Annotated in this window: 28 protein-coding genes; 3 read left to right on the forward strand and 25 right to left on the reverse strand. The window is 63.7% G+C overall.

The window, feature by feature from the left end; translation table 11 throughout:
* The 19 genes from LB535_RS03780 to LB535_RS03870 all read right to left on the reverse strand — a co-directional run bounded on the left by LB535_RS03780 (nt 1) and on the right by LB535_RS03870 (nt 17,723).
* Nucleotides 1–300: a DUF1778 domain-containing protein gene (locus tag LB535_RS03780; RefSeq protein WP_224631230.1), complete on the reverse strand. Its 300-nt coding sequence runs from the start codon at nt 298–300 to the stop codon at nt 1–3.
* Between the two features lie 63 nt (nt 301–363).
* The gene (gene trmB, locus LB535_RS03785) at nt 364–1,074 is read right to left on the reverse strand and encodes a tRNA (guanine(46)-N(7))-methyltransferase TrmB (RefSeq protein ID WP_224631656.1); all 711 of its coding nucleotides are present in this window, start codon (nt 1,072–1,074) and stop codon (nt 364–366) included.
* Nucleotides 1,071–2,336: a methionine adenosyltransferase gene (metK, locus tag LB535_RS03790; protein WP_095765968.1), complete on the reverse strand. Its 1,266-nt coding sequence runs from the start codon at nt 2,334–2,336 to the stop codon at nt 1,071–1,073. Before metK ends, trmB begins: the two co-directional genes overlap by 4 nt.
* Before the next feature lie 161 nt (nt 2,337–2,497).
* The gene (locus tag LB535_RS03795; protein WP_140545192.1) at nt 2,498–2,920 is read right to left on the reverse strand and encodes a helix-turn-helix domain-containing protein; all 423 of its coding nucleotides are present in this window, start codon (nt 2,918–2,920) and stop codon (nt 2,498–2,500) included.
* 139 nt (nt 2,921–3,059) lie between these two features.
* Nucleotides 3,060–4,646: an apolipoprotein N-acyltransferase gene (gene lnt, locus LB535_RS03800; protein ID WP_224631231.1), complete on the reverse strand. Its 1,587-nt coding sequence runs from the start codon at nt 4,644–4,646 to the stop codon at nt 3,060–3,062.
* Between the two features lie 177 nt (nt 4,647–4,823).
* A complete protein-coding gene (locus LB535_RS03805; protein ID WP_095765971.1) occupies nt 4,824–5,294 on the reverse strand; it encodes a VOC family protein in 471 nt (156 codons plus the stop codon).
* A 12-nt stretch (nt 5,295–5,306) separates the two neighbouring features.
* Entirely contained in the window at nt 5,307–6,380 is a 1,074-nt protein-coding gene (locus LB535_RS03810; RefSeq protein ID WP_224545234.1) for a hemolysin family protein, read from the reverse strand.
* A 27-nt stretch (nt 6,381–6,407) separates the two neighbouring features.
* Nucleotides 6,408–6,905, reverse strand: coding sequence for an rRNA maturation RNase YbeY (gene ybeY / locus LB535_RS03815; RefSeq protein ID WP_224631232.1), 498 nt, complete (start codon nt 6,903–6,905; stop codon nt 6,408–6,410).
* Nucleotides 6,906–6,916: 11 nt separating this feature from the next.
* Nucleotides 6,917–7,909 (reverse strand): PhoH family protein, encoded by a 993-nt coding sequence (locus LB535_RS03820; RefSeq protein WP_411962568.1) that lies wholly within the window; start codon nt 7,907–7,909, stop codon nt 6,917–6,919.
* 84 nt (nt 7,910–7,993) lie between these two features.
* Nucleotides 7,994–9,403, reverse strand: coding sequence for a tRNA (N6-isopentenyl adenosine(37)-C2)-methylthiotransferase MiaB (gene miaB, locus LB535_RS03825; RefSeq protein ID WP_224631233.1), 1,410 nt, complete (start codon nt 9,401–9,403; stop codon nt 7,994–7,996).
* A gap of 145 nt (nt 9,404–9,548) precedes the next feature.
* Nucleotides 9,549–10,349, reverse strand: a complete 801-nt coding sequence (locus LB535_RS03830) for a lysophospholipid acyltransferase family protein (RefSeq protein WP_224631234.1) — start codon at nt 10,347–10,349, stop codon at nt 9,549–9,551.
* A gap of 26 nt (nt 10,350–10,375) precedes the next feature.
* On the reverse strand, nt 10,376–10,870 hold the full coding sequence (gene rimI / locus LB535_RS03835; RefSeq protein WP_224526718.1) for a ribosomal protein S18-alanine N-acetyltransferase: 495 nt from the start codon (nt 10,868–10,870) through the stop codon (nt 10,376–10,378).
* Nucleotides 10,870–11,625, reverse strand: a complete 756-nt coding sequence (tsaB, locus tag LB535_RS03840) for a tRNA (adenosine(37)-N6)-threonylcarbamoyltransferase complex dimerization subunit type 1 TsaB (protein WP_224631235.1) — start codon at nt 11,623–11,625, stop codon at nt 10,870–10,872. Before tsaB ends, rimI begins: the two co-directional genes overlap by 1 nt.
* 125 nt (nt 11,626–11,750) lie before the next feature.
* Entirely contained in the window at nt 11,751–12,857 is a 1,107-nt protein-coding gene (locus LB535_RS03845) for a DUF1513 domain-containing protein (protein ID WP_224631236.1), read from the reverse strand.
* A gap of 4 nt (nt 12,858–12,861) precedes the next feature.
* On the reverse strand, nt 12,862–13,935 hold the full coding sequence (locus tag LB535_RS03850; protein ID WP_224631657.1) for an imelysin family protein: 1,074 nt from the start codon (nt 13,933–13,935) through the stop codon (nt 12,862–12,864).
* A 20-nt stretch (nt 13,936–13,955) separates the two neighbouring features.
* Nucleotides 13,956–15,491 (reverse strand): di-heme oxidoredictase family protein, encoded by a 1,536-nt coding sequence (locus tag LB535_RS03855; RefSeq protein WP_411969522.1) that lies wholly within the window; start codon nt 15,489–15,491, stop codon nt 13,956–13,958.
* 78 nt (nt 15,492–15,569) lie between these two features.
* A complete protein-coding gene (gene bfr / locus LB535_RS03860) occupies nt 15,570–16,055 on the reverse strand; it encodes a bacterioferritin (protein WP_095765979.1) in 486 nt (161 codons plus the stop codon).
* Nucleotides 16,021–16,332, reverse strand: coding sequence for a (2Fe-2S)-binding protein (locus LB535_RS03865; RefSeq protein WP_224631238.1), 312 nt, complete (start codon nt 16,330–16,332; stop codon nt 16,021–16,023). Before LB535_RS03865 ends, bfr begins: the two co-directional genes overlap by 35 nt.
* 101 nt (nt 16,333–16,433) lie before the next feature.
* Entirely contained in the window at nt 16,434–17,723 is a 1,290-nt protein-coding gene (locus LB535_RS03870; protein ID WP_224631658.1) for an imelysin family protein, read from the reverse strand.
* 416 nt (nt 17,724–18,139) lie between these two features.
* Between LB535_RS03870 and LB535_RS03875 the strand changes: the two genes are divergently transcribed.
* From LB535_RS03875 to LB535_RS03885, 3 genes are read left to right on the forward strand one after another with little or no spacing between them, the layout of a single operon-like run.
* On the forward strand, nt 18,140–19,393 hold the full coding sequence (locus LB535_RS03875; RefSeq protein WP_224631239.1) for an NAD(P)/FAD-dependent oxidoreductase: 1,254 nt from the start codon (nt 18,140–18,142) through the stop codon (nt 19,391–19,393).
* Between the two features lie 38 nt (nt 19,394–19,431).
* Complete coding sequence (locus LB535_RS03880) at nt 19,432–19,662, forward strand: type II toxin-antitoxin system ParD family antitoxin (RefSeq protein WP_224526731.1); 231 nt, start codon at nt 19,432–19,434, stop codon at nt 19,660–19,662.
* 4 nt (nt 19,663–19,666) lie between these two features.
* The gene (locus LB535_RS03885) at nt 19,667–19,993 is read left to right on the forward strand and encodes a type II toxin-antitoxin system RelE/ParE family toxin (RefSeq protein ID WP_224631240.1); all 327 of its coding nucleotides are present in this window, start codon (nt 19,667–19,669) and stop codon (nt 19,991–19,993) included.
* 48 nt (nt 19,994–20,041) lie between these two features.
* Here LB535_RS03885 and LB535_RS03890 read toward each other — a convergent pair whose 3' ends face one another.
* The 6 genes from LB535_RS03890 to LB535_RS03915 all read right to left on the reverse strand — a co-directional run bounded on the left by LB535_RS03890 (nt 20,042) and on the right by LB535_RS03915 (nt 26,941).
* The gene (locus LB535_RS03890) at nt 20,042–21,319 is read right to left on the reverse strand and encodes a 4-aminobutyrate--2-oxoglutarate transaminase (protein ID WP_224631241.1); all 1,278 of its coding nucleotides are present in this window, start codon (nt 21,317–21,319) and stop codon (nt 20,042–20,044) included.
* A 184-nt stretch (nt 21,320–21,503) separates the two neighbouring features.
* Nucleotides 21,504–22,250 carry an ABC transporter ATP-binding protein gene (locus tag LB535_RS03895; protein ID WP_224631242.1) on the reverse strand — a complete coding sequence of 249 codons (747 nt, stop codon included), beginning with the start codon at nt 22,248–22,250 and terminating at the stop codon, nt 21,504–21,506.
* On the reverse strand, nt 22,247–23,107 hold the full coding sequence (locus LB535_RS03900; RefSeq protein ID WP_224631243.1) for an ABC transporter ATP-binding protein: 861 nt from the start codon (nt 23,105–23,107) through the stop codon (nt 22,247–22,249). The genes LB535_RS03895 and LB535_RS03900 overlap by 4 nt, the downstream gene beginning before the upstream one ends.
* Nucleotides 23,104–24,024, reverse strand: a complete 921-nt coding sequence (nikC, locus tag LB535_RS03905; RefSeq protein WP_224631244.1) for a nickel transporter permease — start codon at nt 24,022–24,024, stop codon at nt 23,104–23,106. Before nikC ends, LB535_RS03900 begins: the two co-directional genes overlap by 4 nt.
* A 196-nt stretch (nt 24,025–24,220) precedes the next feature.
* On the reverse strand, nt 24,221–25,288 hold the full coding sequence (locus tag LB535_RS03910) for an ABC transporter permease (RefSeq protein ID WP_224631245.1): 1,068 nt from the start codon (nt 25,286–25,288) through the stop codon (nt 24,221–24,223).
* 15 nt (nt 25,289–25,303) lie between these two features.
* On the reverse strand, nt 25,304–26,941 hold the full coding sequence (locus LB535_RS03915) for an ABC transporter substrate-binding protein (RefSeq protein WP_411969523.1): 1,638 nt from the start codon (nt 26,939–26,941) through the stop codon (nt 25,304–25,306).
* Nucleotides 26,942–26,948: the final 7 nt, after the last annotated feature.

Consider the following 26,948-nt stretch of genomic DNA (forward strand, 5'->3'; position numbering starts at 1 on the left):
TCAGCGCTTCATCGTGTAGCCCGCCTCCCAGGGAGCGGGCCGCTTTGCCAGTTCGACCATATCAAGAACCGGGGCAGCCGGGGCTGACAGAACCTCCATGAACTCCGCAAACCCTTCCGGGCTCATGCGGACAAGACGGTTGTCCATCAGCACATCCTCGGCCGCGCGCACGGCAGCATCGCGCACGAAATCCGTGCGGGACCGGCCGCGCAGAGTGGCGGCACGATCGATCATCGCCACGTCCGCTTCCGGCAGGCGCATAGAGATTGGATATTCCTTTCGTTCGACAGTGGCGGACATAACAGTCTCCTTACCGGCAATGTAGCGATTTGTAGCGCTAAATGCAATACAAGGCAGGGCGGCCTATTTCCGTATGAAGGTCAGGTAAGCGGGCCGCCGTCCTTCGCGGATGGCCTTGGCCTCGTAGCGGGTGCCGGGCCAGCCGTCATAGGGCTGGTGCCAGCCGGCAGCGTCCTCGGCCTGCCATGCGAAGGCGCCGTGATCCCGGCAGGCAAGCAGCGTCCAGTTCACATAGCTGTCGATGTCGGAAGCGAAGCGGAACCTGCCGCCGGATCTCATCACCCGGGCAAAGCGGTCGAGATTGGCGGCGCCGACAAAACGCCGCTTCCAGTGCTTCTTCTTCGGCCACGGATCGGGATAGAGCAGGTCGATGCCGTCGAGCGAGCCAGACGGCAGCCAGTCGAGCAGCCGCATGGCGTCGTCGTCATAGACCCTGAGATTGCCAAGCGGCGCCTTGCCGAGCGCCGTCATCATCTTCGCCATGCCGTTGACGAAGGGCTCGACTCCGATGAAACCGGCTGCCGGCGCTTCCGTCGCGCGATGCAGGAGATGCTCGCCGCCGCCGAAGCCGATTTCCAGCTGGAGCGTCGAGACCGGTGCCTTGAACAAGGTCCTGAGATCGGCCGGCGCTTGCGCCGTCAGGTCGATCCGGTATTGGCGCAGGCCGCTTTCGAGGGCGATCGCCTGCTGCGGGCGGATAGTCTTGCCGTGCCGGCGACCGAAGAATCCTTCGGTCGCCCGGCTCGGCCTATCCTTTGCGTCCGCTGGCGTCAGGCGGCGACGGCGTCCTTGAGCGCCTTGGCAAGATCGGTCTTTTCCCAGGAGAAGGAGCCGTCGCGACCGGCCTTGCGACCGAAATGGCCGTAGGACGAGGTTTTTGCATAGATCGGCTTGTTGAGGTCGAGATGACGGCGAATGCCCGACGGCGACAGGTCCATCACCTTGCGCAGCGCATCCTCGAGCTTCGCTTCGTCCACCTTGCCGGTGCCGTGCAGGTCGACATAGACCGACAGCGGCTGGGCGACGCCGATGGCATAGGAGAGCTGGATGGTGCAGCGGTCGGCAAGCTTGGCCGCCACCACGTTCTTGGCAAGATAGCGCGCCGCATAGGCGGCCGAACGGTCGACCTTGGTGGTGTCCTTGCCCGAGAAGGCGCCGCCGCCGTGGGGGGCTGCGCCACCATAGGTGTCGACGATGATCTTGCGGCCGGTGAGGCCGGCATCGCCGTCAGGGCCGCCGATGACGAACTTGCCGGTCGGGTTGATGTACCAGTTGCAGTCCTCGGCGATCTTCAAGTCGCCAAGCGCCTCGCGGATATAGGGCTCGACCACCTTGCGGACCTTCTTGGAGTCCCAGTTCGCATCGAGATGCTGGGTGGAGAGCACGATCTGCGTGACTTCCGCCGCCTTGCCGTCGGCATAGCGCACGGTGACCTGGCTCTTGGCGTCCGGGCCGAGCTTGCCGGCCTCGCCATTGCCTTCATGACGTGCCGCTGCCAGCAGTTCGAGAATCTTGTGGCTGTAATAGATCGGTGCCGGCATCAGGTCGGGCGTCTCGCGGCAGGCGTAGCCGAACATGATGCCCTGGTCGCCGGCCCCTTCCTCGCCCTGGCGGTCGGCGGCATTGTCGACGCCCTGGCCGATGTCGGGCGACTGGCCATGCAGCAGCACGTCGATCTTGGCGGTCTTCCAGTGGAAGCCGGACTGCTCGTAGCCGATCTCGCGGATCGCCTTGCGGGCAACCGACTTGAACTTGGCCGGGTTGACCACAGGGTGGCCGGACGCGTCCTTGAGGACGTTGCCCGCCTTGTCCTTCTTCAAAAGCGTGTCCGGGACGCGGACCTCGCCGGCGATGACGACGCGGTTGGTGGTGGCCAGCGTCTCGCAGGCAACGCGCACCTTCCACGGATCCATGCCCGTCTTCTTGGCTTCGCGATAGACCAGATCGACGATCTCGTCGGAGATACGGTCACAGACTTTGTCGGGATGACCCTCGGAGACGGATTCCGAGGTGAAGAGATAGTTCTGCCGCGTCACGGGTGTCCCCTCTTGAAAAGATCGGCAAGCCGCCGATTTGGCGCGCCACGTGTTAGCGGTGCCGGGCGCTGCTCGTCAAGCGGCGCGACGGATCTGGCATGAATGTAGGCAAGGTCGGCTATGCCACCGGCGGCATGAAACCGCCGGCGGCATCAGGCAAATCAATCGGCGTCCTCGGCGGAAAGCGCCTTCACCAGATCGATGATCCTGCGGCGCACCTTAACGTCGCCGATCTTGACGAAGGCCCGGTTGAGCTGGAGACCCTCGGGACTGCCGCAGAATTCGATGGCGAACGCCATCGAGGAGTCCTCGGCAAATCCCCTGGTGCCGCCGGCGGGCTCCTCGCCCGGGGCATCCTCGAAGAAGAAGGCGACAGGAACGCTCAGGATGGAGGCGATCGCCTGCAGGCGGCTGGCGCCAACCCTGTTTGTGCCCTTCTCGTACTTCTGGATCTGCTGAAAGGTGATGCCGAGATTTTCACCCAGCTTTTCCTGGCTCATTCCAAGCATATTGCGACGCAGCCGGATGCGGCTCCCGACATGGATGTCGATCGGATTCGGCTTCTTCTTGTTCTCTTCTGTCATTTTTTCCTCGCCGAATTTTTCCGGCTTTTTCTATTTGTTCCGCCCATATGAAGCCGGAGCCACCTGCCCCAACAGAACCCTCCAACCGACTTCGAGAAAATTTTAGGCGTTACAGTATGAGTTTCTAATGTGCCGACTGTCAATTCACCCGTAGCCGCTGCCTTACATTCAATGTGAAGGCAATCAGCGCAAACAGCAACATGATCAGCAATCCGTTAATGCGTCGCTGTTCGGCGGGCAGGAGGGAGCGCCCAGAAACGGGCACATGCGCGTCGATAGCGCCGCGCGCGTCGACGGCAAGCGCATCGACAATGCGCCCGCGCGAATCGACGACGGCCGATATGCCATTGTTAGCCGCGCGCAACAGAGGCATTCCATTCTCCGCCGCCCGAATTTGGGCCTGCCTGAAGTGCTGATACGGGCCCGGCGTGTCGCCGAACCATGCATCGTTGGTGACGTTCACAATCAAGTCGGCGGATGCAGCGTCAGCAGCAACGAGATCGGGAAAGATCACCTCGTAGCAGATGAACGGAGCGGCACGCAGGCCGCCCGGAACGCCGATCGGATGGCGTTTATTGCCGGCGGCGAAATTCATCGGCCCGGCAACGAGTTGGCCTATGCCCAAGCGTTCGAACAGGCCGGCGAAGGGCAGATATTCGCCGAACGGCACCAGATGCACCTTGTCGACGGCATCGACGATCTCGCCCTTGTCGTTGATCGCCACGACGGAATTGTAATAGCGGCTGCCGGCATTGGCCGATCCGCCTTCTTCGCGCACGACACCGGCAATCAACATCTGACCGTCGGCCAGCATGTCGCCCAGCGCCGTCAGCGCGTCCGGACGCTCGGTGAAAAGGAACGGCACCGATGTCTCCGGCCACAGGATAAGCTGCGGCTTGGCGTGGCCCTGTTCCGGCGCTTTCCCCGATATCCCCAGCAAAGTTGCGAAGATGCGGTCGCGCACCGAGGCATCCCATTTCTCGCTGAGATCGACAGCGGGCTGGACGATGCGGACGTCGATCGCGCGGCTCGATTCGACCGGTGCCACAAGCCTGACATAGCCGAAGCCGACATGGGCGGCGACGAGGATGACAAACAAGGCGAGGCCGAGCTTGAGATGGCGGCGCGCGGCGATGAGCGCCGGAAGCGAAAAGACAAAGACCGCGAGCGCATTCATGCCGATCATGCCGGTCACCGATACGCTCTGCATCAGGAGCGGCACCGGCATTGCGGCATAGCCGACGGCATTCCACGGGAAGCCGGTGAAGAGGAAATCGCGCAGCCATTCCGCGAGCCCGAAGCCGAAGGCCAACGCTGCGATACGACCGATATCGCTGCTCCAGAACAGCCGCGCCACAACGGTGGCGAAACCATAGAAGAAGGCCAGCGCGAAGGGGATGCCGACAACGGCGAACGGCAAGGCCCAGGCGAACGTATCGGCCTCGACCAGCAATGCCTGGCCGATCCACCAGAGACCGGCCAGGAAATAGCCGAAGCCGAACCACCAACCGGCAGCGAAGGCCGGCCTCAGGCGCCTCAACCAGCCATCCGATGCCTCGCCGGTGGCGCCGTCGAGCAGCCAGACAAGGACCGGGAACGAAACGAAGCAGACGGCGAAGAAATCGTAAGGCGCCTGGGCAAGCACCGCCAGCGCTCCGGCGGCAAACGCCACCAGAGCCCGCCGCCACCCCCACAGCAGAATTATCCGGCCGGCAAAGCGCTGCATCAAGCTTCCCAAGTCGCGCGAATCAGGGAGCTAGAGGTTTAACAGGCTGCGCCACCCGATCCAAACCCAGATAAGCGCAGCCTGATGCGCCGTCGCGCTATATCGGTATCCCGCCACAGCTCTTTGCCTTAGCCGCATTTCTGCAACGCCAAGCGATTCCGGTTGGGTGCAAAATGCTCAGTTGTGCCAGCCCTCGATCCGCAGGCCGCTCAGCCGCTCGGCCTCGTCCTTCGGGACAACGCGCACGGTCTGGCTGAACGTCCAGACATGACCCTCGGGATCGCGGGCGCGGTATTGGCGCTCGCCGTAGAAATGATCCGTCGGTCCCTGAAGAATTTCCGCGCCGGCCGCACGTGCCTTTTCGCAATGAGCGTCGAGATCTTGCCGCAGCCGGATATAGACGGCCTGGGTGTTCTTGCCGCCGACCGAGGCCGGGCTGGCGACATGCTCGGCCCATTCGCAATCGACGATGATGTAGCCGTCGCCGAAACGCATTTCGGCGTGGACAAGCCGGCCGTCGGCGTCGCTCACCACCATGCTCGGTTCGAAGCCGAAGGCCGCCTGCAGCCAGGTCAATGCGGCGCGCGGATCTTTATAGAAGACGCCTGAGCCGAGAACGGCATGCTTGAATGGATCGTCGACGGGCATGTCGCGACGGTATCAGGCCTGCTCGGTGCGCGCGGCGCGGCGGCGACGCTCGCCTTTCTGGCTCTGCACGATGCGCACGCGCTTGACGCGGCGCGGGTCGGCGTCGAGAACGTGGAACTCGAAACCTGGGATGGCCTGCACCACTTCGCCGCGAGCGGGGACGCGGCCGAGCGTGTTGAAGATCATGCCGCCGATGGTGTCGACATATTCGCCATGCTCGCCGGCGGCGAAATCCTCGCCGATCATCTTGGCGACCTCGTCGATCTCGGCCTTGCCGTCGACGACGAAGACGCCGTCGCCGGTCTGCGTGATCATCGGCTCGTCGTCGTCATGCTCGTCCTCGATGTCGCCGACCACCATCTCGACGATGTCCTCCAGCGAGGCGAGGCCGTCGGTGCCGCCATACTCGTCGATGACCAGCGCCATCTGCGTGCGGGTCGTCTGCATGCGCCCCATCAGGTCGGAGGCAAGCATCGAGGGCGGCACGAACAGAACCGGGCGGATCAGGCTGAGATCGCCGATGGTGCGCGCGAGGTCGACCTGAGCAAGGTCGAGCGCGGTCGACACCGGCGTCTTCGCTCTGCTGCGGCCCTTTTTGACGCGGGCGAGCTTGGTGATGTGGGCGAGCACGTCGCGAATGTGGACCATGCCGCGCGGATCGTCCAATGTCTCGGAATAGACCGGCATGCGCGAATGGCCGGACTGCTCGAACAGGCCAAGCAGATCGCCAAGCGTCGTGTTGATCTCGACCGCCTCGATGTCGGCGCGCGGCACCATGACGTCCTCGACCCGGACTTCGCGCAGGCGCAGGATGTTGTTGAGCATGGCGCGTTCGCCGGGCGAGAAGGCGCCGGCATCGGTCGCCGTTTCGGCAAGCGCGCCGGCGATTTCCTCGCGCAGGCTGGTGCCATTGCGGTGCCGGAACAGGCCAAGCACGCGGTCGACAAGGGAAGGACCGGCATGCGTCGGCTCAGCGGCCGCGCTGCCGGTCGGAATACTCGGACTTGAGCCCTCTTCCGTCTTTTCGGAAGACTTGGCAGCACTGCCGGCGTCCGGACGGGCGGCAGTTTCTGGTGTGTCGTTCATCGCCATCGGGTCAATTGAGCTTTTTTGTTACGCGTAGGGATCGGGAATGGCAAGTCTCGCAAGCGCCGCGCGCTCGATCGCTTCCATCTTCTCGGCCTCGGCGTCGGTCTCATGATCATGGCCCAAAAGATGCAGCAGGCCATGGATAACAAGATGGGTGATATGGTTCGCAACCGGCTTGTCTTCCAGTGCCGCCTCGCGAGACACCGTCTCGGAAGCCAGCACGATATCGCCCAGCATCGGCGGCAGCTTGCCGCCTTTCGAAAACGAAAAAGCCGGGAAAGACAAGACGTTGGTGGGCTTGTCCTTGCCGCGCCATTCGGCATTGAGCGCCTGGATATGGGCATCGTCGGAAAAAACGACGCTGAGCTCGGAAGCGCCGCCCGCGCCGGTCTCGGCAAAAGCGGCCGCAACGGCGCGCTCGACCAGACGCGTCAACTCGGCTTCCGCGGGCCAAGCGCCGGCCTCGATGAAAATATCGATGTCGACCGGGATTCCGGCAGAGGATTTGTTGTCTGCAGCCATGCGGCCTTTGATCAGCTTTCGGCGCCGAGGCCTCGTGCCAGCTTGCCGTCGCGGTCATAGGCCTTGACGATCTCGGCGACCAGCGGGTGGCGCACCACGTCGCCTTCGTTGAAGCGGACCGTGACGATGCCCGGCACGCCGTCGAGGATGCGCAGCGCCTCGACCAGCCCCGACTTGGTGTTGGGTGGCAGGTCGATCTGGGTCGGATCGCCGGTGACGATCATGCGTGAGTTCTCGCCGAGACGGGTCAGGAACATCTTCATCTGCATCGGCGTGGTGTTCTGCGCCTCGTCGAGGATCACCGCCGCATGCGCCAGCGTGCGGCCGCGCATGAAGGCCAATGGCGCGATCTCGATGACTTCGGCGGCGATCGCGCGCTCGACCTTGTCGGCCGGCATCATGTCGTAGAGCGCGTCGTAGAGGGGCCTCAGATAGGGGTCGACCTTCTCCTTCATGTCGCCGGGCAGGAAGCCCAGCCGCTCGCCGGCCTCGACGGCCGGGCGCGACAGCACGATGCGCTCAACCATGCCGCGTTCGAGCAGCATGGCCGCATGCGCGACCGCCAGATAGGTCTTGCCGGTGCCGGCCGGGCCGATGCCGAAGACCATTTCCGAGCGCTCCAGCGCCCGCATATAGGCGTCCTGCGTCAGCGAACGGGCATAGATCGTCTTCTTGCGCGTCGCGATCTGGGCGGCCGAAACCTTGCCCTTGCGCTCCAACGTGGGCAGCGTCAGCTGGTCGTCGGCGGCAATCGCCATGCGCACGGCGCCGTCGACATCCGACTGGCCGATGTCGACGCCCTTCTGCAGGATGCCGTAGAGCGTATCCAGCGCCCGGCGCGCCTGCTCGGCGGCCGGAGCCGAGCCTTTGATCGCAAGCTGGTTGCCGCGCGAACGGATATCCACGCCGAGCTTCTGCTCGAGCCGGGCCAGATTCTCGTCGAACTGACCGTAAAGGGCGCTGGCAAGCTTGTTGTTGTCGAAGGTCAGTACGATGTGCGCCATGTCGGAAGCCCCGGACGCCTGGTTCGGGGGCGGATTCTTCAGTTCAGCAGCGCTCAACCGTCTCTCCTCATCTGCCGAGGCCCGTCAGGCCAGTTCGGCGAACAGGCTATTGTAGCCGGTCCTTGTGATTCGTACGTCGATAATGTCACCGATTCCGCCGGCCTTGTCGTCAACAATAACGGGCTGCAGCCAGGGCGAACGGCCAACTTTCTGCCCTGCCTGCCGGCCAGGCTTCTCGATCAGCGTGCCGATGGTCCTGCCGACCAGGCTCAAGCCGAAATCCTGCTGCTGCCTGAGAAGCAGAGCCTGCAGAGCCTGCAGACGCTCGTCCTTCACCGCTTCCGAGACATGGCCATCCATTTCGGCGCCCGGTGTGCCGGGGCGCGGCGAATATTTGAACGAGAAGGCCGAGGCATAGTTCACCTCGCGCACCAATTTCAGTGTCGCTTCGAAATCCTCATCCGTCTCGCCGGGGAAGCCGACGATGAAGTCGCCGGACATGGCGATATCGGTGCGGGCGGCGCGAATGCGCTCGATGAGCGCCAGATAATCGCGCGCCGTATGGCGCCGGTTCATCGCCTTCAAAATCCGGTCGGAGCCCGACTGTACCGGCAGATGCAGATAGGGCATCAGCGCCGGCAGGTCCCGATGCGCGGCGATCAATTCGTCGTCCATGTCGCGCGGATGGCTGGTGGTGTAGCGCAGCCGCGCCAGGCCGGGGATTTCCGCCAGACGAAACAGCAGGCGGCCAAGGCCCCATTCCTCGCCATTTTCGCCGATGCCGTGCCAGGCATTGACGTTCTGGCCGAGCAGCGTCACCTCGCGCACGCCGGCCTCGGCGAGGCGCTCGGCCTCGGCGACGATCTGCGCCACCGGGCGCGAAACCTCGGAGCCGCGCGTGTAAGGCACCACGCAGAAGGTGCAGAACTTGTCGCAACCTTCTTGCACCGTCAGGAAAGCGGTGACGCCGCGCCTGGCAAGCTCGGCGCGCTTCGGCTGCGGCAGATGCTCGAACTTGTCCTCGACGGCGTATTCGGTCTCGACGATCTTTTCGCCGCCACGGACCCTCGCCAGGACGTCGGACAGCCGGTGATAGGTCTGCGGGCCGATGACCAGATCGACCGCCGGCGAGCGGCGGATGATCTCGGCGCCCTCGGCTTGCGCCACGCAGCCGGCGACACCGATCAGCAATTCGCGGCCAGCCTCGGCGCGTTCGGCCTTCATGTCGCGAATGCGGCCAAGCTCGGAATAGACCTTTTCCGCCGCCTTTTCGCGGATATGGCAGGTGTTGAGCAGCACAAGATCCGCATCTTCGACGGCGTCGGTGGCGACATAGCCGTCGGCCGCCAGCGCATCGGTCATGCGCTGGGAATCGTAGACATTCATCTGACAGCCATAGGTCTTGACGAAGACCTTTTTCGCCGCCCGGTCCGTGCCGGCCGAGTGCTCGGCGGCAGCGCCGATGTCGTGGCTTTCAATCGTGTTCAATTCCATCGGGCGGCTTCTAGCGCCTTTCCGTGACAAAAAACAGACGAATCTGCCCGAAGCAGGTCGTCCCGACAGGACGCGCTTCAGGTCTTTTTTCTTTATGTATGTCGTTGTCCCAAAACCGCTATGCACTTTGGGCAAAATGCATCGGCTACCGGCTCTTGGCCGGATCGGCGAGGACGGCCTGCATCATCTCGCGCACCCTGGCTTCCATCAGCCGTGCCGTTTCCTTGCGGTTCGAGCCCTTGGAGAACGGCACAGGCTCGCCGAAATGCACCTCGGCATCGATCGCGCCTTCGGCAAGCAGGGTTCTCAGGTGCGGCATCAAATCCTGGTCGCCGATCCAGGCGGACATCGGCCGATGGCGGCGGCCCATCGGCATGCCATGCAGGCGCGTATAGGCGATCGCCACGGGCTGGATGAAGACCTGGTCCGCCGCACCTTCCGAAATCGCCATCGAGGCGGCGCCGAAGAGCGTGCTCTTGAACGGCAGCACAAGGTTGCCGTCTCCGGTCGAACCTTCGGCGAACAGCACCATGGCGTCGCCCTTGGCCATGCGCCTGGCGATCTCGCTCGCCTGGTCGCCGGAGGTGCGCTTGCGCTCGCGCTCGATGTAGACGGTGCGCTGCAGCTTCGACAGCATGCCGATCAGCGGCCAGCCTTCCATGTCGGCCCTGGCGATGAACTTCACATCGACAAAGGAGCCGAGCACCATGATGTCGGTCCAGGAGATATGGTTGGCCGCGATCAGCAGCGGACGTTCCCTGGCCAGCGCGCCCTTCACATGCACCCGCATGCCCAGCGCCCTCAGGATCATGCGATGCCAGATTTTCAGGATGAAGATCTCGGGCCAGAGTCCCGTCTTCATCGACAGTATCTGCAGCGGCACCAGCACCAGTGAACAGACGACGACATAGAAGAGCGCCAGGAAAATCCGCAATTTCTTGATCATTCGCTCCGCCCTATCGCGCGGACTGGCTAGCGAAGATCGCGGCGCATGACAAGCGCGCCGGTCGGACCGTGCTCGGTCGAACGGTAATAGTTCGGGCGGTGACCGACCTGGATGAAGCCGAGCCTGCGATAAAGCGCGATCGCCGGCGCATTGGTCTCGTCGACCTCGAGGAAGAGCGCTTCGGCGCGCTGCGCATGAAGCTCGCGCAGCACCGCATCCATCAATTGCCAGCCAAGGCCCTGTCGGCGATGGCTACGGGCGACGGCCACGGTCAGGATCTCACCCTCGCCGGCCGCGAGCCGCGCCAGCACGAAACCGACCGGAGGTTTCGATCCCTGCCCTGTCTCGCGTGCGGCGTAGCCGAACACCGTGTCCTGCTCGAGCAGCGCTGCGAACTCGCCATCGGTCCAGGGCCGCACGAAATCCTCGCGATGCAGCTCCGAGACGGCGGCGCTGTCGGCAACCGTCAGCGGCTCCAGCGCATAGTCCCTGCGGCGCGGCTGAAAAAACGGTATGCGCATCAGGCGTCGTTTCCTTTTGGACCACGACTTTTCCGCAAAACCGCCTCCCCCTTTTTGGGATCATGGTCTTCCTTTGGGCCATTGTCCTGTCTTGGAAGAATGAAGCCCGCCTGCGGCTTGGCGTCGGCGCCGCGCAGATAGAGCGGCTTGGGCTTTTCGCCCGGCCCTCTGGCCGACGCCAGCCTGGCATAGGTCGCGATGTCGGCGGTGGCGGCAACCGGGCCGGTGTCGAAGGCCCGTCCCGCCGCTGCGGCAATCTGTGGCGCAGCGGTGCCGACAAGGACGGCATCGGCGCCGTTGGCCATGATCGCCGCCACGGAAAGCGTGGCAGCCGAAGGCCCGTAAGTTTCCGCTAACGCTTTGTCAAAGAGCGCCGCGTGGATTTCGTCGCGGCCGGCATCGAGCGCGGCAAGCACCGCGCGCCCGGGAAAGATTTTCGCACCCTCCGCCGCCAGGGCTTCCAGCGTCGTCACGCCGATCGCCGGGATTTTCAACGCCAGCGCCAGGCCGCGCGCGGTCGAGACGCCGACGCGTAGGCCGGTGAACGAGCCGGGTCCGATCGAGACGGCGACGGCGTTGAGATCAGGGTAGCCGACGCCGCCGGCTTTCAAGGCCGTCTCGATGACGGCCATCAGATGCTCGGCATGCCCCTTGCCTAGGTCGCGCACTTCGCGGCCAAGCTCCTTCCCGGCGCCCGCGTCATAGACGCAGGCGGCGCAGAGATTGGCGGCGCAGTCGATGGCAAGCAGCTTCATACGGGCAGTTTCATAGGCCGGTTAACGAACTGGATCGAAACACAATTCCCTCTGCCCGGCATAGGCCACCGCCGCAAGGGCCAGGGCGGAGAAATGTTAAGCGGCTTCGCTTTTACGCGCCGCGATCACGCCGTCGCGACAATGCGCAGCATGTGGTTGTCCCAGACATAGTCCGGCTCTGAACGGGTGGCGCCGGCGCCACCGACGATTTCGCCGGCGCCGGTCGTCGCCATGAAGCCGGCGCCGTCGGGCGCGACGCCGCAGACCTCGACCAGCGCTCTTGTCGTGACCACGCGTCCGCTGGCGGCATCGATGACGGCCAGCGAATTGCCCTCCGGCGAGGTGACGGCGACCGTGCCCGTTGCGCCATTGGCGGCGACCGAGCCGATATAATTGTGGAAGCCCGAGAGCACGTCCTGCGGCATTTCCAGGAGCTCGAGCTCCTTGCCGCGCGCGGCGCGGCCGACCAATGCCGGTCGGTCGGTCGCCGGCCCGCGATACTGGCAGCCGAACCAGACGGTGCCCGCCTGGTCGCGATCCATGTGGCGGATCGAAAGCTGATGCAGCGCCGGCGGCAATTCGTGCTTTTCGATAAGGTCGCCGGTGATCCGGTCGACCAGTGTGTAGGAGGGCTTCATCGTCGCGATGTTGAGTTCGGCGCGACCGAAATCGGGATGGGTCTCGATGCCGCCATTGGCGATGGCTAAAGTGCGGCCATCGCCAAGCAGGAGCAGTTCATGCGGTCCCATGCCGTAGGTCGGGAACTCGCCGACGCGATTGAATTTCGCCCGCGCATCGTAGACGCCTACGACACCTGCCGCGTTGTCGAAGTCGTTCTCCGTAGCGTAGAGCAGAGCGCCGTCGGGCGAGAACACGCCATGGCCGAAGAAATGCCGGCCGGCGATGCTGGCGATGGTCAGCGGCTTGTCGCGGCCGGCATGGTCGAAGACCACCGCAAAGGTGCCGGGCTGGCGGGCAAAGACCACCGAGCGCTTCGACACCGGATCGAAAGTGACGTCGTGGCCGCGATCCGGCAGACCGATCGTGTGCAGGATTTTCCCCGCCTCGGAGAGCACGGCGGCGCCGAAGCTGCCGTCGCGCTTGACGAAGGCCGTGGCAAACACCGCATCCGCGGCAAGCGTGTCAGCCCATGCGCGCGGCGCCATCGCGGCTGCGAAACCCGCGCCCGCGGCCCGCAGGAAATCGCGGCGGTCGATGAGGGCGGTTCTCACGGCATCAATCCCCGTCCAGCGAGGAGAAGCCGGCGGTCAGGCCGAATTCTGCGGTCAACCTGATGCCGATCAAGGTCGACAGGCTGGAGGTGATCAGCGCGAAATGCTCGAGCTTGTCGCGCAGCGCGGGGTCGGCGAGCGCCTTGTCGATCGGACGGGCAACGGATTTCGCGGTTGTCACGCCGTTGGCGAGCTGGATGTGGATGGACTCGGCTATCCATTGCGCGTCGGCGGGCAGAGCGTCGCCGAGCCTGGAGGCATGAAACAGCTGGTCGATGCCGGAGAGATTTCCGGCGAGCGAGGCCGTCGTGTTCTGCGAGCGCCAGTAGATCGCCTGCTTCGGCTTGTCGGCATCGGGTTTCGCGCCGAGAAATCCCTTGAGCCGCACGTCGCGGATCATTTCCAGCTCGTTGATGAAGACGCCGACCAGTTCCGTCACCGCTTCGTTGCCGTCGCGGTAGAGCGGGTTCTTCGGCCCCGGATTGGCCCAGAGCGACGCAAAGCCGTCGGGCTTTTGCCAAGCGTCGCGCACCTCGCCCGCCATCGTTTCGATATTGCCGGCAACCGCCGCGCCATAGGCGCAGCGGTAAGGATCGTCTTTCCCGGCAAGCGTTTCGGCGCCGTCGCCGTAAAGCACATATTCGAGGGCCCCGAGGCCCTGCATAGCGACGCTCTTTTGCGCCAGTTGCGCCGGATCGGTGGCTGATGGGTCCTTGGATGCGAGCGTGGCCTGCACTTGCCTCAGGCCGATGCTCTTGCGGTCCGGCCAATACAGCATGCGTTCCAGCCGGTTGTTCTCCTTGATCGGTCCGAAGGCGATGATCTCGGCTACCGACCAGGCCTCGACCGTGCCTGAAAACGCCGCGCGAGCCGCTTCGAGCTTCTCCTTGGACGGCGCTTCGCAAAGCTGGTGCATCGCCTTGGTCAGGCCCGCCGCATGCTCATCGAGGCTGGCATAGGCGGGGCGGACGAAGCCATCGATCGCGCGGCCGATGACATCGGAAGCCTTGACCGCGGCTGATGCCGGCATCACGGCGGCCAGAAGGAACGGAAGAGCAAGGGCCATGCGTTTCGACATCAGAGCGACGCGTTTCGAGATCATAGGGACTCCAGGAATTTGATCAGCGCGTCGCGATCGGCCGCGGCGGCGCCGACAAAGCGGTCGCGCGCCTTCTGTCCCTCGCCGCCATGCCACAGGATCGCCTCGGCAAGCGTGCGGGCGCGGCCGTCATGCAGGTAAAAGGCATTGCCGTTGACTGTCGCGGTGAGCCCGATGCCCCAGAGCGGCGGGGTGCGCCACTCGCTGCCGCTCGCTTCACCAACCCGTTGCCCGTCGGCAAGGCCTTCGCCCATGTCGTGCAGCAGGAAGTCGGAATAGGGCCAGATCAGCTGAAAGGCCTGCGCCTTGTCGGGCGTGCCTCGCATGGTGACGAATTTCGGCGTGTGGCAGGCAATGCAACCCATCTCGTAGAACTGTTTTTTGCCAGCAAGCACGTCCGGCTCGTCGAGATTGCGCCGCGCCGGCACGGCCAGATTCTGCGAATAGAAGGTGACGAGGTCCATCACCGGCGGCGGCGCCTCGGCCGTGCCGAGGCGTTGCTGCACCCCGTCCGGCATGACCAGGCAATCCTTCTGCGCCTCGGTGCAATCGCCCCAATGCTTGGGCATTTCCGGCGTCGAGATGCCGATATCGCCGGCAAAGGCATCGGCCGTTTGCTGGCGGATCGAGGCGGTCTGCGCCTTCCAGCCGAAGCGGCCCAAGGTCACCGCGCCGCTCAGCTCGTCGCGCACGATGTTCGGCCGGCCCGAAATGCCGTCGCCGTCGCGATCGCCCGGATCGGCTCGGGCAAGGATGTCGGCCGGCGCGATCTGCTCGATCAGGCCCAGCCCGATCATCGGCGGCGTCAGGCGCGGCGACAGCGTGGTGCGCGGATCGAGCGGACCGTAGCCGAGATTTTCGATCGTATAGCTCGGCTTGCGCAGTGAAACGACGGCGCCGTCGCCGAGCGTGACCTTTTGCTCCTGGTAATCGACGCGCATCCGGCCTTCGCCCTTGAGCCCGGGAACCGCAAGGTCCTGCAGTTGCGCGCCATAGACAGGATCGGGAAAGTTCAGCAGCTTATGATCGGTGAGCGCGGCCCTTTCCTCGGCGCTATCGGCATCGCGCGCGAGTCTCAGGAACATCGATGTCGATCCGGCATCGCCTTCCGGAGGACGCCCGCGGCCATCCTTCAGATGGCAGTTCTGGCAGGCGCGTTCGTTGAAAAGCGGGCCGAGCCCGTCCGAAGCCTGGGTCGAGGACGGCGACGACACCCAGTTCTTGCGAAACAGCGCGTTGCCGAGCTTGAAGGTTCCTTCTTCCTCGAAGGTGATATTGGCGGAGGATTGCGAGAAGGCATCGCGGTTGATGTCCTTGCGCGAGGTGCCGGCGCCGCCCTGCATCAGCTCGAACGGCTCCGGCCTGGTGAAATCGGCCGTTGGCCTGGTGACCGCCAGAACCCGCGCCTGGTCCTTCGGCGTCAGGTCGGTGCGGCTCGTCGACAGGACGGCGGGCTCACCAGCTAAGGCGGATGCGGAAAGCATGATCGCCAGCAAAAGCGGTGCCCCGCGATAAATCCGGTATCGCGGGGTCATTTGGGACGGCAAGCCGTGAATCCCGGCCCACCACACGCGGCGCGAAAAATCTACGGGGCGCCGCATTCCCGCATGTCCTTACTCCGCCTCGTTGGCCGAGTCGGCATTGAGTTGGCCGTATTTTTCCTCGCCGATCGAGGCAAGCAGATCGAGCTGCGTTTCCAGGAAGTCGATATGTCCTTCCTCGTCCGCCAAAAGATCCTCGAACAGCTTCATCGAAACGAAATCGCCTTCGTCCTGGCAGATCTCGCGCGAGCGCTTGTAGGCGGTGCGTGCGTCATATTCGCCGGCGAGATCGGATTCGAGCACTTCCTTGACATTCTGGCCGATGCGCAACGGCGCGACGGACTGCAGGTTCGGGTGACCCTCGAGGAAGATGATGCGCGCGATCAGCCGGTCGGCGTGATGCATCTCCTCGATCGATTCCGCCCGCTCCTTCTTTGCCAGCTTGGTGTAGCCCCAATCCTCGAGCAGACGGTAATGCACCCAGTACTGGTTGACGGCTCCAAGCTCCAGAAACAGAGCTTCATTAAGCCGCTCGATGACCTGCGGTTCGCCTTTCATGGGTTCTGCTCCCGTATTGGCGGCGCAAGCCTCGCACGCGATCCAGGTGTGAAACGATGTCCACGCCCCCCGCCTCCGAGCGGGCGTGGTAATTCTCGGTGACCCGAATGATCGTTTCCACCACATTTGGGAAACAGCCGCAACAGCGACCGCGCTTGGCCATCGCGTGGTAGACCTTAGCGGGCACGATCAGCTGCCAGGGATCCTGATCCAGCAGGCCGACGATCGTCTGCTCGATCTCCTTTTCGGTGATGATATTGCAATGGCAGATCAGCATCTACTTGCTCTGGCTGACGGCGCCGTTCCGGCGCCGCTTGGCTGGTTTCTCAATTGAGCATGATCTTGTCCAAAAACCGGCTTTTGGGATCATGCCCGATCTTACTTGAACACCTTGTCGGGCGCGTCGAGGCTGTCGGAACCCTCGAAAGCGATCTGGTTCAGCTTGAGCGAGCCGACGGCGCGCTCGATCGACTTGGTCTGGTCGATCAGGGCGTCGATCGCCCCCTGCACGGTGGCGTTGCCTTCCGTGTTGCCCTCGGCGATCTGCTGGTCATAAGCCTCGCCGGCAAGAGCACGTGCCTGAATGGCCTCCATCTTGGCGACGGTAGTGTCGAGCTTGCCCGACAGTTCCTTGTCGATCGCCGGATCGGCCGCCTTCACCATGTCCGACACCGACGGGCCCGAAACCACGGAACCGTCGAGCCGCTTGTAGCTGGCATGGTAGGCATCGCGGATGCCGACCGCGTCATAGAGATGCGAGATGTAGGTGTTGTCGGAGAAGCAGTCGTGCTCCTCTTCCGGGTCGTGCAGCAACAGGCCGAGCTTCATACGCTCGCCCGCGAGCTCTCCATAGGAGAGCGAGCCCATGCCGGTGAAGATGGTGGAGATGGCGGCATTCGCACCGCCCTCGGTGAGGTTCTTGCGCGCGGCGCCGTCTTCCTTCCAGTTGCCGACCATTTCCTGCAGGTCGGACACCAGAAGATCGGTCGCCGATCTCAGATATTCGGCGCGGCGATCGCAATTGCCGCCTGTGCAGTTCTTGAGGTCGTAGTCGGTAAAGGGCCGCTCGCCGGCGCCCGGCCCGGTGCCATGCAGGTCCTGGCCCCAGAGCAGGAATTCGATCGCGTGATAGCCGGTCGCGACATTGGCTTCGACGCCGCCGGCCTCCTGCAGCGTGCCGGAGAGGAACTCGGGCGTTAGCTTCGAGGCATCGACCTTCTTGCCGTTGATCTCGATTTCCTTGTTGGCGATGACATTGGCCGTATAGAGCGCGTTTTCGTCCGACTCGGTGCCATAGCTCTTGGCGACATAGTCGATCAGGCCCTCATCCAGCGGCCACGAATTCACCTTGCCTTCCCAGTCGTCGACGATCTTGTTGCCGAAGCGGTAGACTTCTGTCTGCTGGTAAGGAATGCGCGCCGCCTTCCAGGCCTCGCGCGCGGCGTTCAGCGTGTCTGCCGAGGGGCTGGCAATGAGCGCATCCACCGCCTTATCCAGCGCCTGCGCAGTGGTCAGAGAATCCTCGTATTTCGCTAAAGCGATGTCGGCATAGGTTTTGATCACCGCCTTGGCGTCCGTTTCGGCTTTGGCCGGCAACACGAACACCGCCGCGGTCAGCGCAGCCGTGGCGCAGATCGCAGCCAGCCTGCCGCCATTACGTGCCGTCATCATCCTTCTCCAGTTCTTTGGAAATTCAACAAAAGGCGCCCACCCGCGCCGAGGCATAATCATGCCGGGAAAAATGGTGGCCGCGTCGATGTGCGGTTCGCGATAAAAAGACACCCACTTGCCTCCAATCGAAAGGGTTCAAGGCCCAGACATCAAAGGGATACGCTTTGCGCGCAGCTCTCCATAAAGCGATGGAGAGGCCGGGAGTCAACTGGTGAGATAGAAAATATACAATTGAAACAACAGTTTAGAATTATTCTAAACTACAAATGTCAACTTTAAGCTCGGTATTGCCTCGCTGGGCCCGATTGACAGACAGCCATTCTGGGTGCGACCCGATGCGCGGCTCTTGCGGCGGCGGCAGACAATCGCCACCTGGCGCAAGAGCCTAGATTTGCTGACCAAAAAGGATTGCGATGACCAACGGGGTTGTGATTGTCGGTGCGGGCCATGCCGGCGTGCAGGCCGCCGCCAGCCTGCGCGAAGAGGGCTATGAAGGGCCGGTTGTCCTGGTCGGCGACGAGCAGGACCTGCCCTATCACAAGCCGCCGTTGTCCAAGACCTTCATCAAGGACGCCGAGGCCAAGCCGCAGCCCTTGCGCGGCGAAGCCTTCTACACTGGCAACAACATTGACTACCGGCCGGGAGTGCGCATCGACAGCATCGATGCCGGCTCGGGCCGGTTGAATGTCGCAGGCGGTGGAACGCTTGCCTTCGACCGGCTGGTGCTCGCGACCGGCTCGCGGCCGCGCCTGCTCAAGCTTGACGGCGCCAGCCTTGCCGGCGTGGTCTCGCTGCGTTCGCTGGCCGATGCGCGCCTGATCCGCGAGCTCAGCTCGCAAACCGAGGACGTGGTCATTCTCGGCGGCGGCTTCATCGGCCTGGAGATCGCGGCAACGCTGAGAGCGGCCGGCCGCAACGTCACCGTCGTCGAGGCGGTCGATCGGCTGCTCGGCCGCGCCGTGGCGCCAGTCATCGCGGCGCATGTGCGCCAGCGCCTGGAGGCGATCGGCGTGCGCATCCTGACCGGCACCACCATTGCCCGCCTCGAGGGCGAAGGCGGCCGCGTCTCGGCCGCGATCACCTCGGGCGGCGAACGCCTGCCGGCGCAGATGGTGATCATCGGCATCGGCGTGGTGCCCAATGTCGAACTGGCTGAAGCCGCCGGTCTGGCTACCGGCAACGGCATCCGCGTCGACCAGCATATGCAAAGCTCTGTTCCCGAAATCCTCGCCATCGGCGACGCGGCCTCCTACCGGCACTGGTTTACCCGTGGCGACGTGCGGCTGGAATCGGTGCAGAACGCCACCGACCAGGCGCGGCTTGCCGCACGCACCGTCCTCGGCCATGGCGAGCCCTTCTCGGCCGTGCCGTGGTTCTGGTCGGATATCGGCGACATGAAGCTGCAGATGGTGGGCCTGACCCAAGGCGGCGATCACCATGTCGTGCTGGGCGATCTCGCCGAGAACAAGTTCTCGATCTACCACTATGCGGGCAACCGGCTGCTCGGTATCGAATCCGTCAACCGCCCGGCCGACCACATGCTTGGCCGCAAGATGCTCGGCGCCGGCTTCTCGCCGACGCCGCAAACGGTGGCAGGCGGGCCGGATGCGCTGAAGGCGGCGCTTGCGGCCTTCAGTCGGGACGAACCGGCAAGGGCGAGCGCGTAGAGATTGCCAATTTTTGCCATAGATCATAAAGTGGCTGAATGAGCACGATGAACATTTCACTGCCGGACAGCTTGAAGAATTTTGTCGATCAGCAAGTGACTGATCGAGGCTATGGCACGAGCAGCGAATATGTGCGTGAATTGATCCGCCAGGATCAGGATCGTCAACTTTTGCGCCGCTTGCTCCTAGAGGGCGCGTCGTCCGCGCCGAGTGAGCCCGTTGACGATGATTATTTCGCAGCGTTGAGGAAACGAGCGCAGGGCCAATAAGTTAGTGGCCACCAAGCCAATTATTCCTCGAAGGCTTGCTCTGCGCGATATCGAGGACGCTGTCGATTATTATGCACGTGAAGCTGGTTCGCACGTGGCGTTAGGCTATGTCGAGGACCTTCAGAAGGCCTACAAGTTAATAGCCAGCCACCCGGCATCAGGCTCTCTGAGATATAGTTATGAAGTTGGGTTGCCCGGCCTACGCAGCCTACCGCTCAAGCGTCATCCATATTTGATCTTCTATATTGAACAGCCAGACCACATCGATGTGTGGCGCGTGCTTCACGCCAAAATGGATATCCCATCCTGGTTACAAAATCCGGGCTCCTGACGGCTTGCGCGCGCCGGTGCAGACCGTCAGAAGAGCACCGCACCATCCTCAGGCCGCCCGCGCCTCGCGGATCGAGGTCTCCAGGATATCCAGCGCCTCGGTCATGACGCCGTCCTGGATGGTGATCGGCGACAGGAAGCGGATAACGTTGCCGTAGACGCCGCAGGTGAGCAGGATGAGGCCCTTGTCCAGCGCCTTCAGCCTGACCGCGTTGGCGAACTCCGCCGACGGAAGCCCCTTCTTGACGTCGTTGAACTCGACCGCGTTCATGAAGCCCGGACCGCGGATGTCGACGATCTCCGGCACGTCCTCGCGGATCGATACCAGCCGCTGCTTCAGCCGCGCGCCCAGCGCATTGGCACGGTCGCAGAGCTTTTCCTCCTCGATGACGTCGAGCACTGCGTGCGCGGCGGCAACGCCGATCGGGCTGCCGCCATAGGTGCCGCCGAGCCCGCCGGGGCCGGGCGCGTCCATGATCTCGGCGCGGCCGGTGACGGCCGACAGCGGGAAGCCGCCGGCGAGGCTCTTGGCCATGGTGGTGAGGTCGGGCGCCACGTCATGATGATCCATGGCGAACATCTTGCCGGTACGGGCAAAGCCGGTCTGCACTTCGTCGGCGACCAGCAGGATGCCGTGCTGATCGCAGATCTTGCGCAGCGCTGCCATGAAATCGCGCGGCGCCTCGTAGAAGCCGCCCTCGCCCTGAACCGGCTCGACGATGATGGCTGCAACGCGGCCCGGATCGACATCGGCCTTGAACAGCTTGTCGAGCGCGGCAAGCGAATCGGCGACCGAGACACCGTGCAGCGCCACCGGGAACGGGGCGTGGAAGACATCGGCGGGCATGGCGCCGAAGCCGACCTTGTAGGGCACGACCTTGCCGGTCAGCGCCATGCCCATGAAGGTGCGGCCATGAAAGCCGCCTGAAAAGGCGATGACCGCCTGACGGCCGGTGGCGTTGCGGGCGATCTTGATTGCGTTCTCGACCGCCTCGGCGCCGGTGGTGACGAACACGGTCTTCTTGTCGAACTTGCCGGGCAGCAGGCCGTTCAGGCGCTCGGCGAGATGCACGTAGCTTTCATAGGGTACGACCTGGTGGCAGGTGTGGGTGAAGCGGTCGAGTTGCGCCTTGACGGCCTCGATCACCTTCGGGTGGCGGTGGCCGGTGTTGACGACGGCGATGCCGGACGAGAAGTCGATGTAGCGGCGGCCTTCGACATCCCAGATTTCCGAATTCTCGGCGCGTTCGGCGTAGATCTGTGTCGTCATGCCGACGCCGCGCGAGATCGACTGGTTCTTGCGTTCGGAAATGGCTGAATTCTTCATCTCATCCCTCAATTGGGCCATCCCTCATCGAGACTGGGCCCGTTCTCGTTTGATGCCGTTGAAACCCCTTCTGGCCTTATTTCACGTTTTGCTCAAGTCGGCACGAAGTCCAGTCAATTGGGCCTGCCCCAGATAAAGTCCTCCCCGGTACACCTGGGCAGGGACGCGGCTTGGCAATTGCGGGCTAAACCCTCACAAATCCTTCGCTGGCCCTCAACAGATTGCGCGTATAATCCTCGCTGACGCGATGGCCGATCAGCTGGCTCGCGGTCAGCGTCTCCACGGCCTCGCCGTTCTGCATCACCATCAGCCGCTCGCACATATGGGTTATGATGGCGAGGTCGTGGCTGACCATCAGGAAGGTGAGCTTGCGGCGACGCCGCACCTCTTCCAGCAGGTTCAGCACTTCCGCCTGTACCGAGGCATCGAGCGCCGAAGTCGGCTCGTCGAGCAACAGGATCGAAGGTTCGAGGATCAGCGCACGCGCAATGGCGACGCGCTGGCGTTGGCCGCCGGAGAGCTGGTGCGCGTAACGAAAGCGGAAGCCCTTGCCAAGCCCTACCTCGTCCAGCGCGCGCTCGATGCGCTTCTCGCCGTCGGCAATGCCGTGGATGGCCAGAGGCTCCTGCAGCAGGCGGTCGACGGTCTGACGCGGATGCAGCGAGCCGTAAGGATCCTGAAAGACCATCTGCACCTCGCGATAGAACGCCTTGTCGCGAGTTTTGCCGAGCGTCTTGCCGTTGACGGTAATGGTGCCTGCGGAAACCGGCGCGAGACCTGTGATTGCTCTCAGCAGCGTCGACTTGCCGGAACCGCTTTCGCCGACGAGGCCGTAGGATTCGCCTTCCCTGACTTCGAGGCTGACGCCCTTCAGCGCGCGAAACCGGTCGAAGACCACTTCCAGCCCTTCGACAGTGATGGAAGCCGTCATGCCGCCCACTCCGGCTTGCGGTCGAGCACCGGCAGCGGATGGCGCTCGAAGCCGATCCTGGGCATGCAGTTGAGCAGGCCGCGCGTGTAAGGGTGCTGAGCGTCGCGCAGCTCCGAAGCCTTGATCTGCTCGACCACCTTGCCGGCATACATGACGACGACGCGGTCGCAGAAGGAGGAGACCAAGCGCAGATCGTGCGAGATGAAGATCAGCCCCATGCCGCGCTCGGCGACGAGCTTGTCGAGGATATTGAGCACGTCGAGCTGCACGGTGACGTCGAGCGCCGAGGTCGGCTCGTCGGCGATCATCAATTCGGGTCCGGTGACCAGCATCATGGCAATCATGGCGCGCTGGCCCATGCCGCCCGAGACCTCGTGCGGGTAAAGGTCGAAGACGCGGACCGGATCGCGGATCTGCACCGCCTGCAGCATGGCTAAAGCGCGCTCGCGCGCCTCGGCCTTGGAGACTTTTTCGTGCGTGCGCAGCGTCTCGACGATCTGGCGGCCGATGGTCATCACCGGATCGAGCGAATATTTCGGATCCTGCAGGATCATGGCGATGCGGCTTCCCCGCAGCGCCCGGCGTTCACGCGGCGACATGGAAAGCAAGTCCATGCCGTCGAAGGCGAGCCTCTTCGCCGACACCTCGGCCTGCGGCGGGGTCAGCCCCATGATGGCGCGGCCGGTCTGCGATTTGCCGGAGCCGCTCTCGCCGACGATGCCCAACCGCTCGCGTCCGAGCGAGAAGGAGACGCCGCGCACGGCCTGAACAAGGCCGGTGCGGGTCGGGAAGGTGACGCGCAGATCGTCAACCTCAAGGAGCGTGTCTGTTGGTTGGGTCCTCGTGTTGCTGGTCATTGGTCGCCGCTCCGGGGATCGAGCGCGTCGCGCAGGCCGTCGCCGAGCAGGTTGAAGCCGAGGCTGACGATGAGGATGGCGGCACCTGGGGCTGCGGCAACCCACCATTGGTCGAGGATGAAGCGGCGTCCGGACGCGATCATCGCGCCCCATTCGGGCAACGGCGGCTGCGCGCCGAGACCGAGAAAACCAAGGCCGGCGGCGGTCAGGATGATGCCGGCCATGTCGAGCGTGACGCGGATGATCAGCGATGAGATGCAGAGCGGCATGATGTGGCGCAGCACGATGCGGAAGGGCGAGGCGCCCATCAGTTGCACCGCCTTGATGTAGTCGGAATTGCGCACCGTCAGCGTCTCGGCGCGCGCGATGCGCGCGTAGGGCGGCCATGAGGTGATGGCGATCGCCAGCACGGCGTTCTCGATGCCGGGGCCGAGCGCGGCAACGAAAGCCAGCGCCAGAACCAGCTTGGGAAAGGCGAGGAAGATGTCGGTGATGCGCATCAGGATCGTGTCGGTCCAGCCGCCGGCATAACCGGCGATCGTGCCGACCAGAAGACCGATGGGCGCGGCGATGATGGCGACGAGGATCACCACATAAAGCGTCCAGCGTGAGCCATAGACGATGCGTGAATAGATGTCGCGGCCGAGGTCGTCGGTGCCGAACCAGTGCGCGGCGCTGGGCGCCAGCAGTCGGGCGTTCTTAAGATCACCAACGGTCGGCGAATAAGGTGCGAGCACATCAGCAAAGGCAGCGACCACCAGCAGCGCGATGATGATCAGCATGCCGACCAGCGCCAACCGATTGGCGGAGAAGCGCCGCCAGGCGACATAGGCGCGGCCGAGCCTTGCCTGCAGGCGCGAGGCCGGCCGATCGCTGAGCAGCCATTCGCGGCGCGAGAGGGGAACGGAGACGGTCATGAGGGTGACTCGTGAAGCTGTCGACCCCCACTCCGGTCTGCTTCGCAGACCACCTCTCCCCCGTTCGACGGGCGTGAGGAAAGGCGCCAGGCGTGCGACCGGCTCGTCCTCTCCCCCAGGCACGAGGAGAGGTGGCCCGAAGGGCCGGAGCGGGGGTGGTTGGCCGCGGCCAAGCCCAAAACGGCAATAGCTCCGATCATCCGGTCTTCGTCCTTGGATCGAGCAGCCGGTAGAGCAGATCGGAGAAAAGGTTGATGGCGATGAAGACCGAGCCGATGGCGATGGTGCCGCCGAGCACGGCGTTCATGTCGGCGTTCTGCAGCGAGTTGGTGATGTAGAGGCCGATGCCGGGCCAGGAGAAGACGGTCTCGGTCAGCACCGAGCCTTCGAGCAGGTTGGCGTAGGAAAGCGCGATCACAGTCACCATCGGCACGGCGGCGTTGCGCAGCGCGTGGCCCCAGATGATGCGCGTCTCCGACAGGCCTTTCGCACGCGCCGCGACGATATACTCCTGCGCCAGCTCGTTCAGCATGAAGGAACGCGTCATGCGGCTGATATAGGCAAGCGCGAAATAGCCGAGCAGCGAGGCCGGCAGGACGATGTGGCGCCAGGCGTCGTAGAAGACGTCCCACTGCCCCTGGATCGCCGCATCGAGCAGGTAGAAGCCGGTGATCGGCGTGAAAGTGTATTCGTAGACGACATCGAGCCGCGCCGGAAAGGCGATCCACTGCAGCTTGGCGTAGAACAGCACCAGTCCGAGCAGCCCCAGCCAGAAGATCGGCACGGAATAGCCGATGAGGCCGACGATGCGCGCGATCTGGTCGATGAAGCTGCCGCGCTTGACGGCGGCCAGCACGCCGAGCGGCACGCCGATGACTGCGCCGATGATCGTGCCCAGCGTCGCCAGTTCGATGGTCGCCGGGAAAACGCGGCGGATATCCGTCATCACCGGATTGGTAGTCAGCACCGACGTGCCGAAGTCGCCGCTCAACGCACTTTTGACATAGAGGTAGAACTGCTCGATCCAGGGCAGGTCGAGACCCATCTCGCGGCGCGTGCGCTCGACGACGGCCGTCGGCGCCCGGTCGCCGAGAACGGCCAGCACCGGATCGATCGGGATGACTCGGCCGATGAAGAAGGTTACCGCGAGCAGACCGAGATAGGTCGTCACCGCAATGATCAGAAAGCGGCCGAGCGACGATAGGATGGCCACGGCGCGGGCGCTGCCGCGCCCGGCCGCCGCCTGGTTTTCAGCTACGCTCACGCGTGGCGCCCGGGGTTACTGCTTCGACACCGCCCAGACAAAATTGGTATCGAAGCTCGGGCCGAGCTTGAAGCCCTGGAGGTTCTTGCGCAGCCCCGCCACTTCCAGCTGCTGGTGGATGATGACGAAGGGGCTGGTGTCCATGATCTTCTGCTGCAGGTCCTTGTACATATCAGCGCGCTTGGCCGCATCCTTCTCCAGCAATGCCGCCTCGGTTTCCTTGGTCAGGTCCGGAATGTCCCAGGCATTGCGCCAGGCCAGCGTCTTGATCTTGGCGTTGTCGGAATTGTCCGGGTTGGAGGCAAAAGTCTGGGCGTTGGAGTTCGGATCAAAATAGTCCTGGCCCCAGTTGCCGATATAGATGTCGTGGTTGCGGGCGCGGTATTTGGTCAGCGTCTGCTTACCATCGCCCGGAATGATCTCCAGCTTGATGCCGGCCTGGCCGAGCGTCTGCTGGATCGATTCCGCCATGCCGGTGGTCGGCTGTCCAGTGCGCACGTCCATGGTCACCTTGAAGCCGTCCGGCAGGCCGGCCTTGGCAAGCAATTCCTTGGCTTTGGCGACATCGAGCTTGAACGGGTTGTCATCGATGGCGCCGAGGTCACCCTTGGGCAGGAAGGACTGATGGATCTCGCCGATGCCCTTGAGGATGGTGGTGCTCAACGCGTCGTAATCGACCAGATATTTGAACGCCTGTCGAACCTCAGGCTTGGCGAGCGTCGGGTTCTTTTGGTTGAGGCTGATGTAGTAGACTGTACCCTTCGGCGCGCTGGTGGTGGTGAGATCGGCGTTCTTGGCAATAGCGTCGAGATCGTTCGGCTCGAGATTGCGGGCAACGTCGATATCGCCGGCTTCAAGCGCCAGGCGCTGCGCCGAGCTTTCCTTCATGTTGCGATAGATGACGCGGGCGAGCTTGGCTTTCTCGCCATTGTAATTGTCGTTGCGCTCCAGCACGACGGCCTCGTTGGCGCGCCATTCGCGCAGCTTGTACGGTCCCGAGCCGGCATAGCCGGTCTTCAGCCAGGCATTGCCGAAATCGTTGTCCCATTTGTAGTCGGCGCTCGGCGTGACGGCGGCGACATGTTCCTTGACCAGCTTCGCATCGACGACCGAAGCAACGGTGGCCGATAGGCAGTTGAGCACGAAGCTCGGCGCATAGGCCTTGTCGACGACGAACTGGAAGGTGGTGTCGTCGACGGCCTTGGCCTTTTCGGTAACGTTGTCGCCGGTAATGCCGAACTGGTTGATGATGAAAGCCGGGCTCTTGTCGAGCTTGATGGCGCGTTCGAAGGAATAGGCGACGTCGGCTGCGGTGATCGGATTGCCGGATGCGAATTTCATGCCGGGCTTCAGCTTGAAAGTGTAGGTCAGGCCGTCATCGGAAACGGTCCAGCTCTCGGCAAGGTCGCCCTTGACCTTGGAGGTGTCGCTGAGATCGAGGCGGACCAGGAGATCATAGGTATTGCCGGTGACCTCGGCCGTCGACAGCTCGAACGCTTCGCCCGGATCCATCGAGATGATGTCGTCGATGGCAAAGCCCTCGACCAGCGTATCGGCGGGCGTGACCGCGAAAGCGGGCGCGGCGAGCAGCGCGGACAGCGCGGCGCCCGCAAGCAAGGCGCGCGAGCGGAGAGCAAACTTTTCCAGCATCATAGTGATC

The sequence above is a fragment of the Mesorhizobium sp. CA10 genome (genome assembly GCF_020165285.1).
Lineage (GTDB): Bacteria > Pseudomonadota > Alphaproteobacteria > Rhizobiales > Rhizobiaceae > Mesorhizobium.

Bases quoted from the DNA above. Each gene is read 5' to 3' on its own strand.
- LB535_RS03795 (WP_140545192.1), bottom strand. From the start codon at position 2,920: ATGACAGAAGAGAACAAGAAGAAGCCGAATCCGATCGACATCCATGTC.
- LB535_RS03865 (WP_224631238.1), bottom strand. From the start codon at position 16,332: ATGCTGATCTGCCATTGCAATATCATCACCGAAAAGGAGATCGAGCAG.
- tsaB (WP_224631235.1), bottom strand. From the start codon at position 11,625: ATGAAGCTGCTTGCCATCGACTGCGCCGCCAATCTCTGCGCCGCCTGC.
- rimI (WP_224526718.1), bottom strand. From the start codon at position 10,870: ATGCGCATACCGTTTTTTCAGCCGCGCCGCAGGGACTATGCGCTGGAG.
- LB535_RS03820 (WP_411962568.1), bottom strand. From the start codon at position 7,909: ATGGCGCACATCGTACTGACCTTCGACAACAACAAGCTTGCCAGCGCC.
- LB535_RS03890 (WP_224631241.1), bottom strand. From the start codon at position 21,319: ATGAAGAATTCAGCCATTTCCGAACGCAAGAACCAGTCGATCTCGCGC.
- LB535_RS03830 (WP_224631234.1), bottom strand. From the start codon at position 10,349: ATGATCAAGAAATTGCGGATTTTCCTGGCGCTCTTCTATGTCGTCGTC.
- LB535_RS03875 (WP_224631239.1), top strand. From the start codon at position 18,140: ATGACCAACGGGGTTGTGATTGTCGGTGCGGGCCATGCCGGCGTGCAG.
- ybeY (WP_224631232.1), bottom strand. From the start codon at position 6,905: ATGGCTGCAGACAACAAATCCTCTGCCGGAATCCCGGTCGACATCGAT.
- LB535_RS03880 (WP_224526731.1), top strand. From the start codon at position 19,432: ATGAGCACGATGAACATTTCACTGCCGGACAGCTTGAAGAATTTTGTC.
- LB535_RS03850 (WP_224631657.1), bottom strand. From the start codon at position 13,935: ATGTCGAAACGCATGGCCCTTGCTCTTCCGTTCCTTCTGGCCGCCGTG.
- nikC (WP_224631244.1), bottom strand. From the start codon at position 24,024: ATGACCGTCTCCGTTCCCCTCTCGCGCCGCGAATGGCTGCTCAGCGAT.
- LB535_RS03855 (WP_411969522.1), bottom strand. From the start codon at position 15,491: ATGACCCCGCGATACCGGATTTATCGCGGGGCACCGCTTTTGCTGGCG.
- bfr (WP_095765979.1), bottom strand. From the start codon at position 16,055: ATGAAAGGCGAACCGCAGGTCATCGAGCGGCTTAATGAAGCTCTGTTT.
- LB535_RS03915 (WP_411969523.1), bottom strand. From the start codon at position 26,941: ATGATGCTGGAAAAGTTTGCTCTCCGCTCGCGCGCCTTGCTTGCGGGC.
- LB535_RS03870 (WP_224631658.1), bottom strand. From the start codon at position 17,723: ATGACGGCACGTAATGGCGGCAGGCTGGCTGCGATCTGCGCCACGGCT.
- LB535_RS03895 (WP_224631242.1), bottom strand. From the start codon at position 22,250: ATGACGGCTTCCATCACTGTCGAAGGGCTGGAAGTGGTCTTCGACCGG.
- miaB (WP_224631233.1), bottom strand. From the start codon at position 9,403: ATGGAATTGAACACGATTGAAAGCCACGACATCGGCGCTGCCGCCGAG.
- LB535_RS03805 (WP_095765971.1), bottom strand. From the start codon at position 5,294: ATGCCCGTCGACGATCCATTCAAGCATGCCGTTCTCGGCTCAGGCGTC.
- LB535_RS03810 (WP_224545234.1), bottom strand. From the start codon at position 6,380: ATGAACGACACACCAGAAACTGCCGCCCGTCCGGACGCCGGCAGTGCT.
- LB535_RS03780 (WP_224631230.1), bottom strand. From the start codon at position 300: ATGTCCGCCACTGTCGAACGAAAGGAATATCCAATCTCTATGCGCCTG.
- LB535_RS03900 (WP_224631243.1), bottom strand. From the start codon at position 23,107: ATGACCAGCAACACGAGGACCCAACCAACAGACACGCTCCTTGAGGTT.
- lnt (WP_224631231.1), bottom strand. From the start codon at position 4,646: ATGCAGCGCTTTGCCGGCCGGATAATTCTGCTGTGGGGGTGGCGGCGG.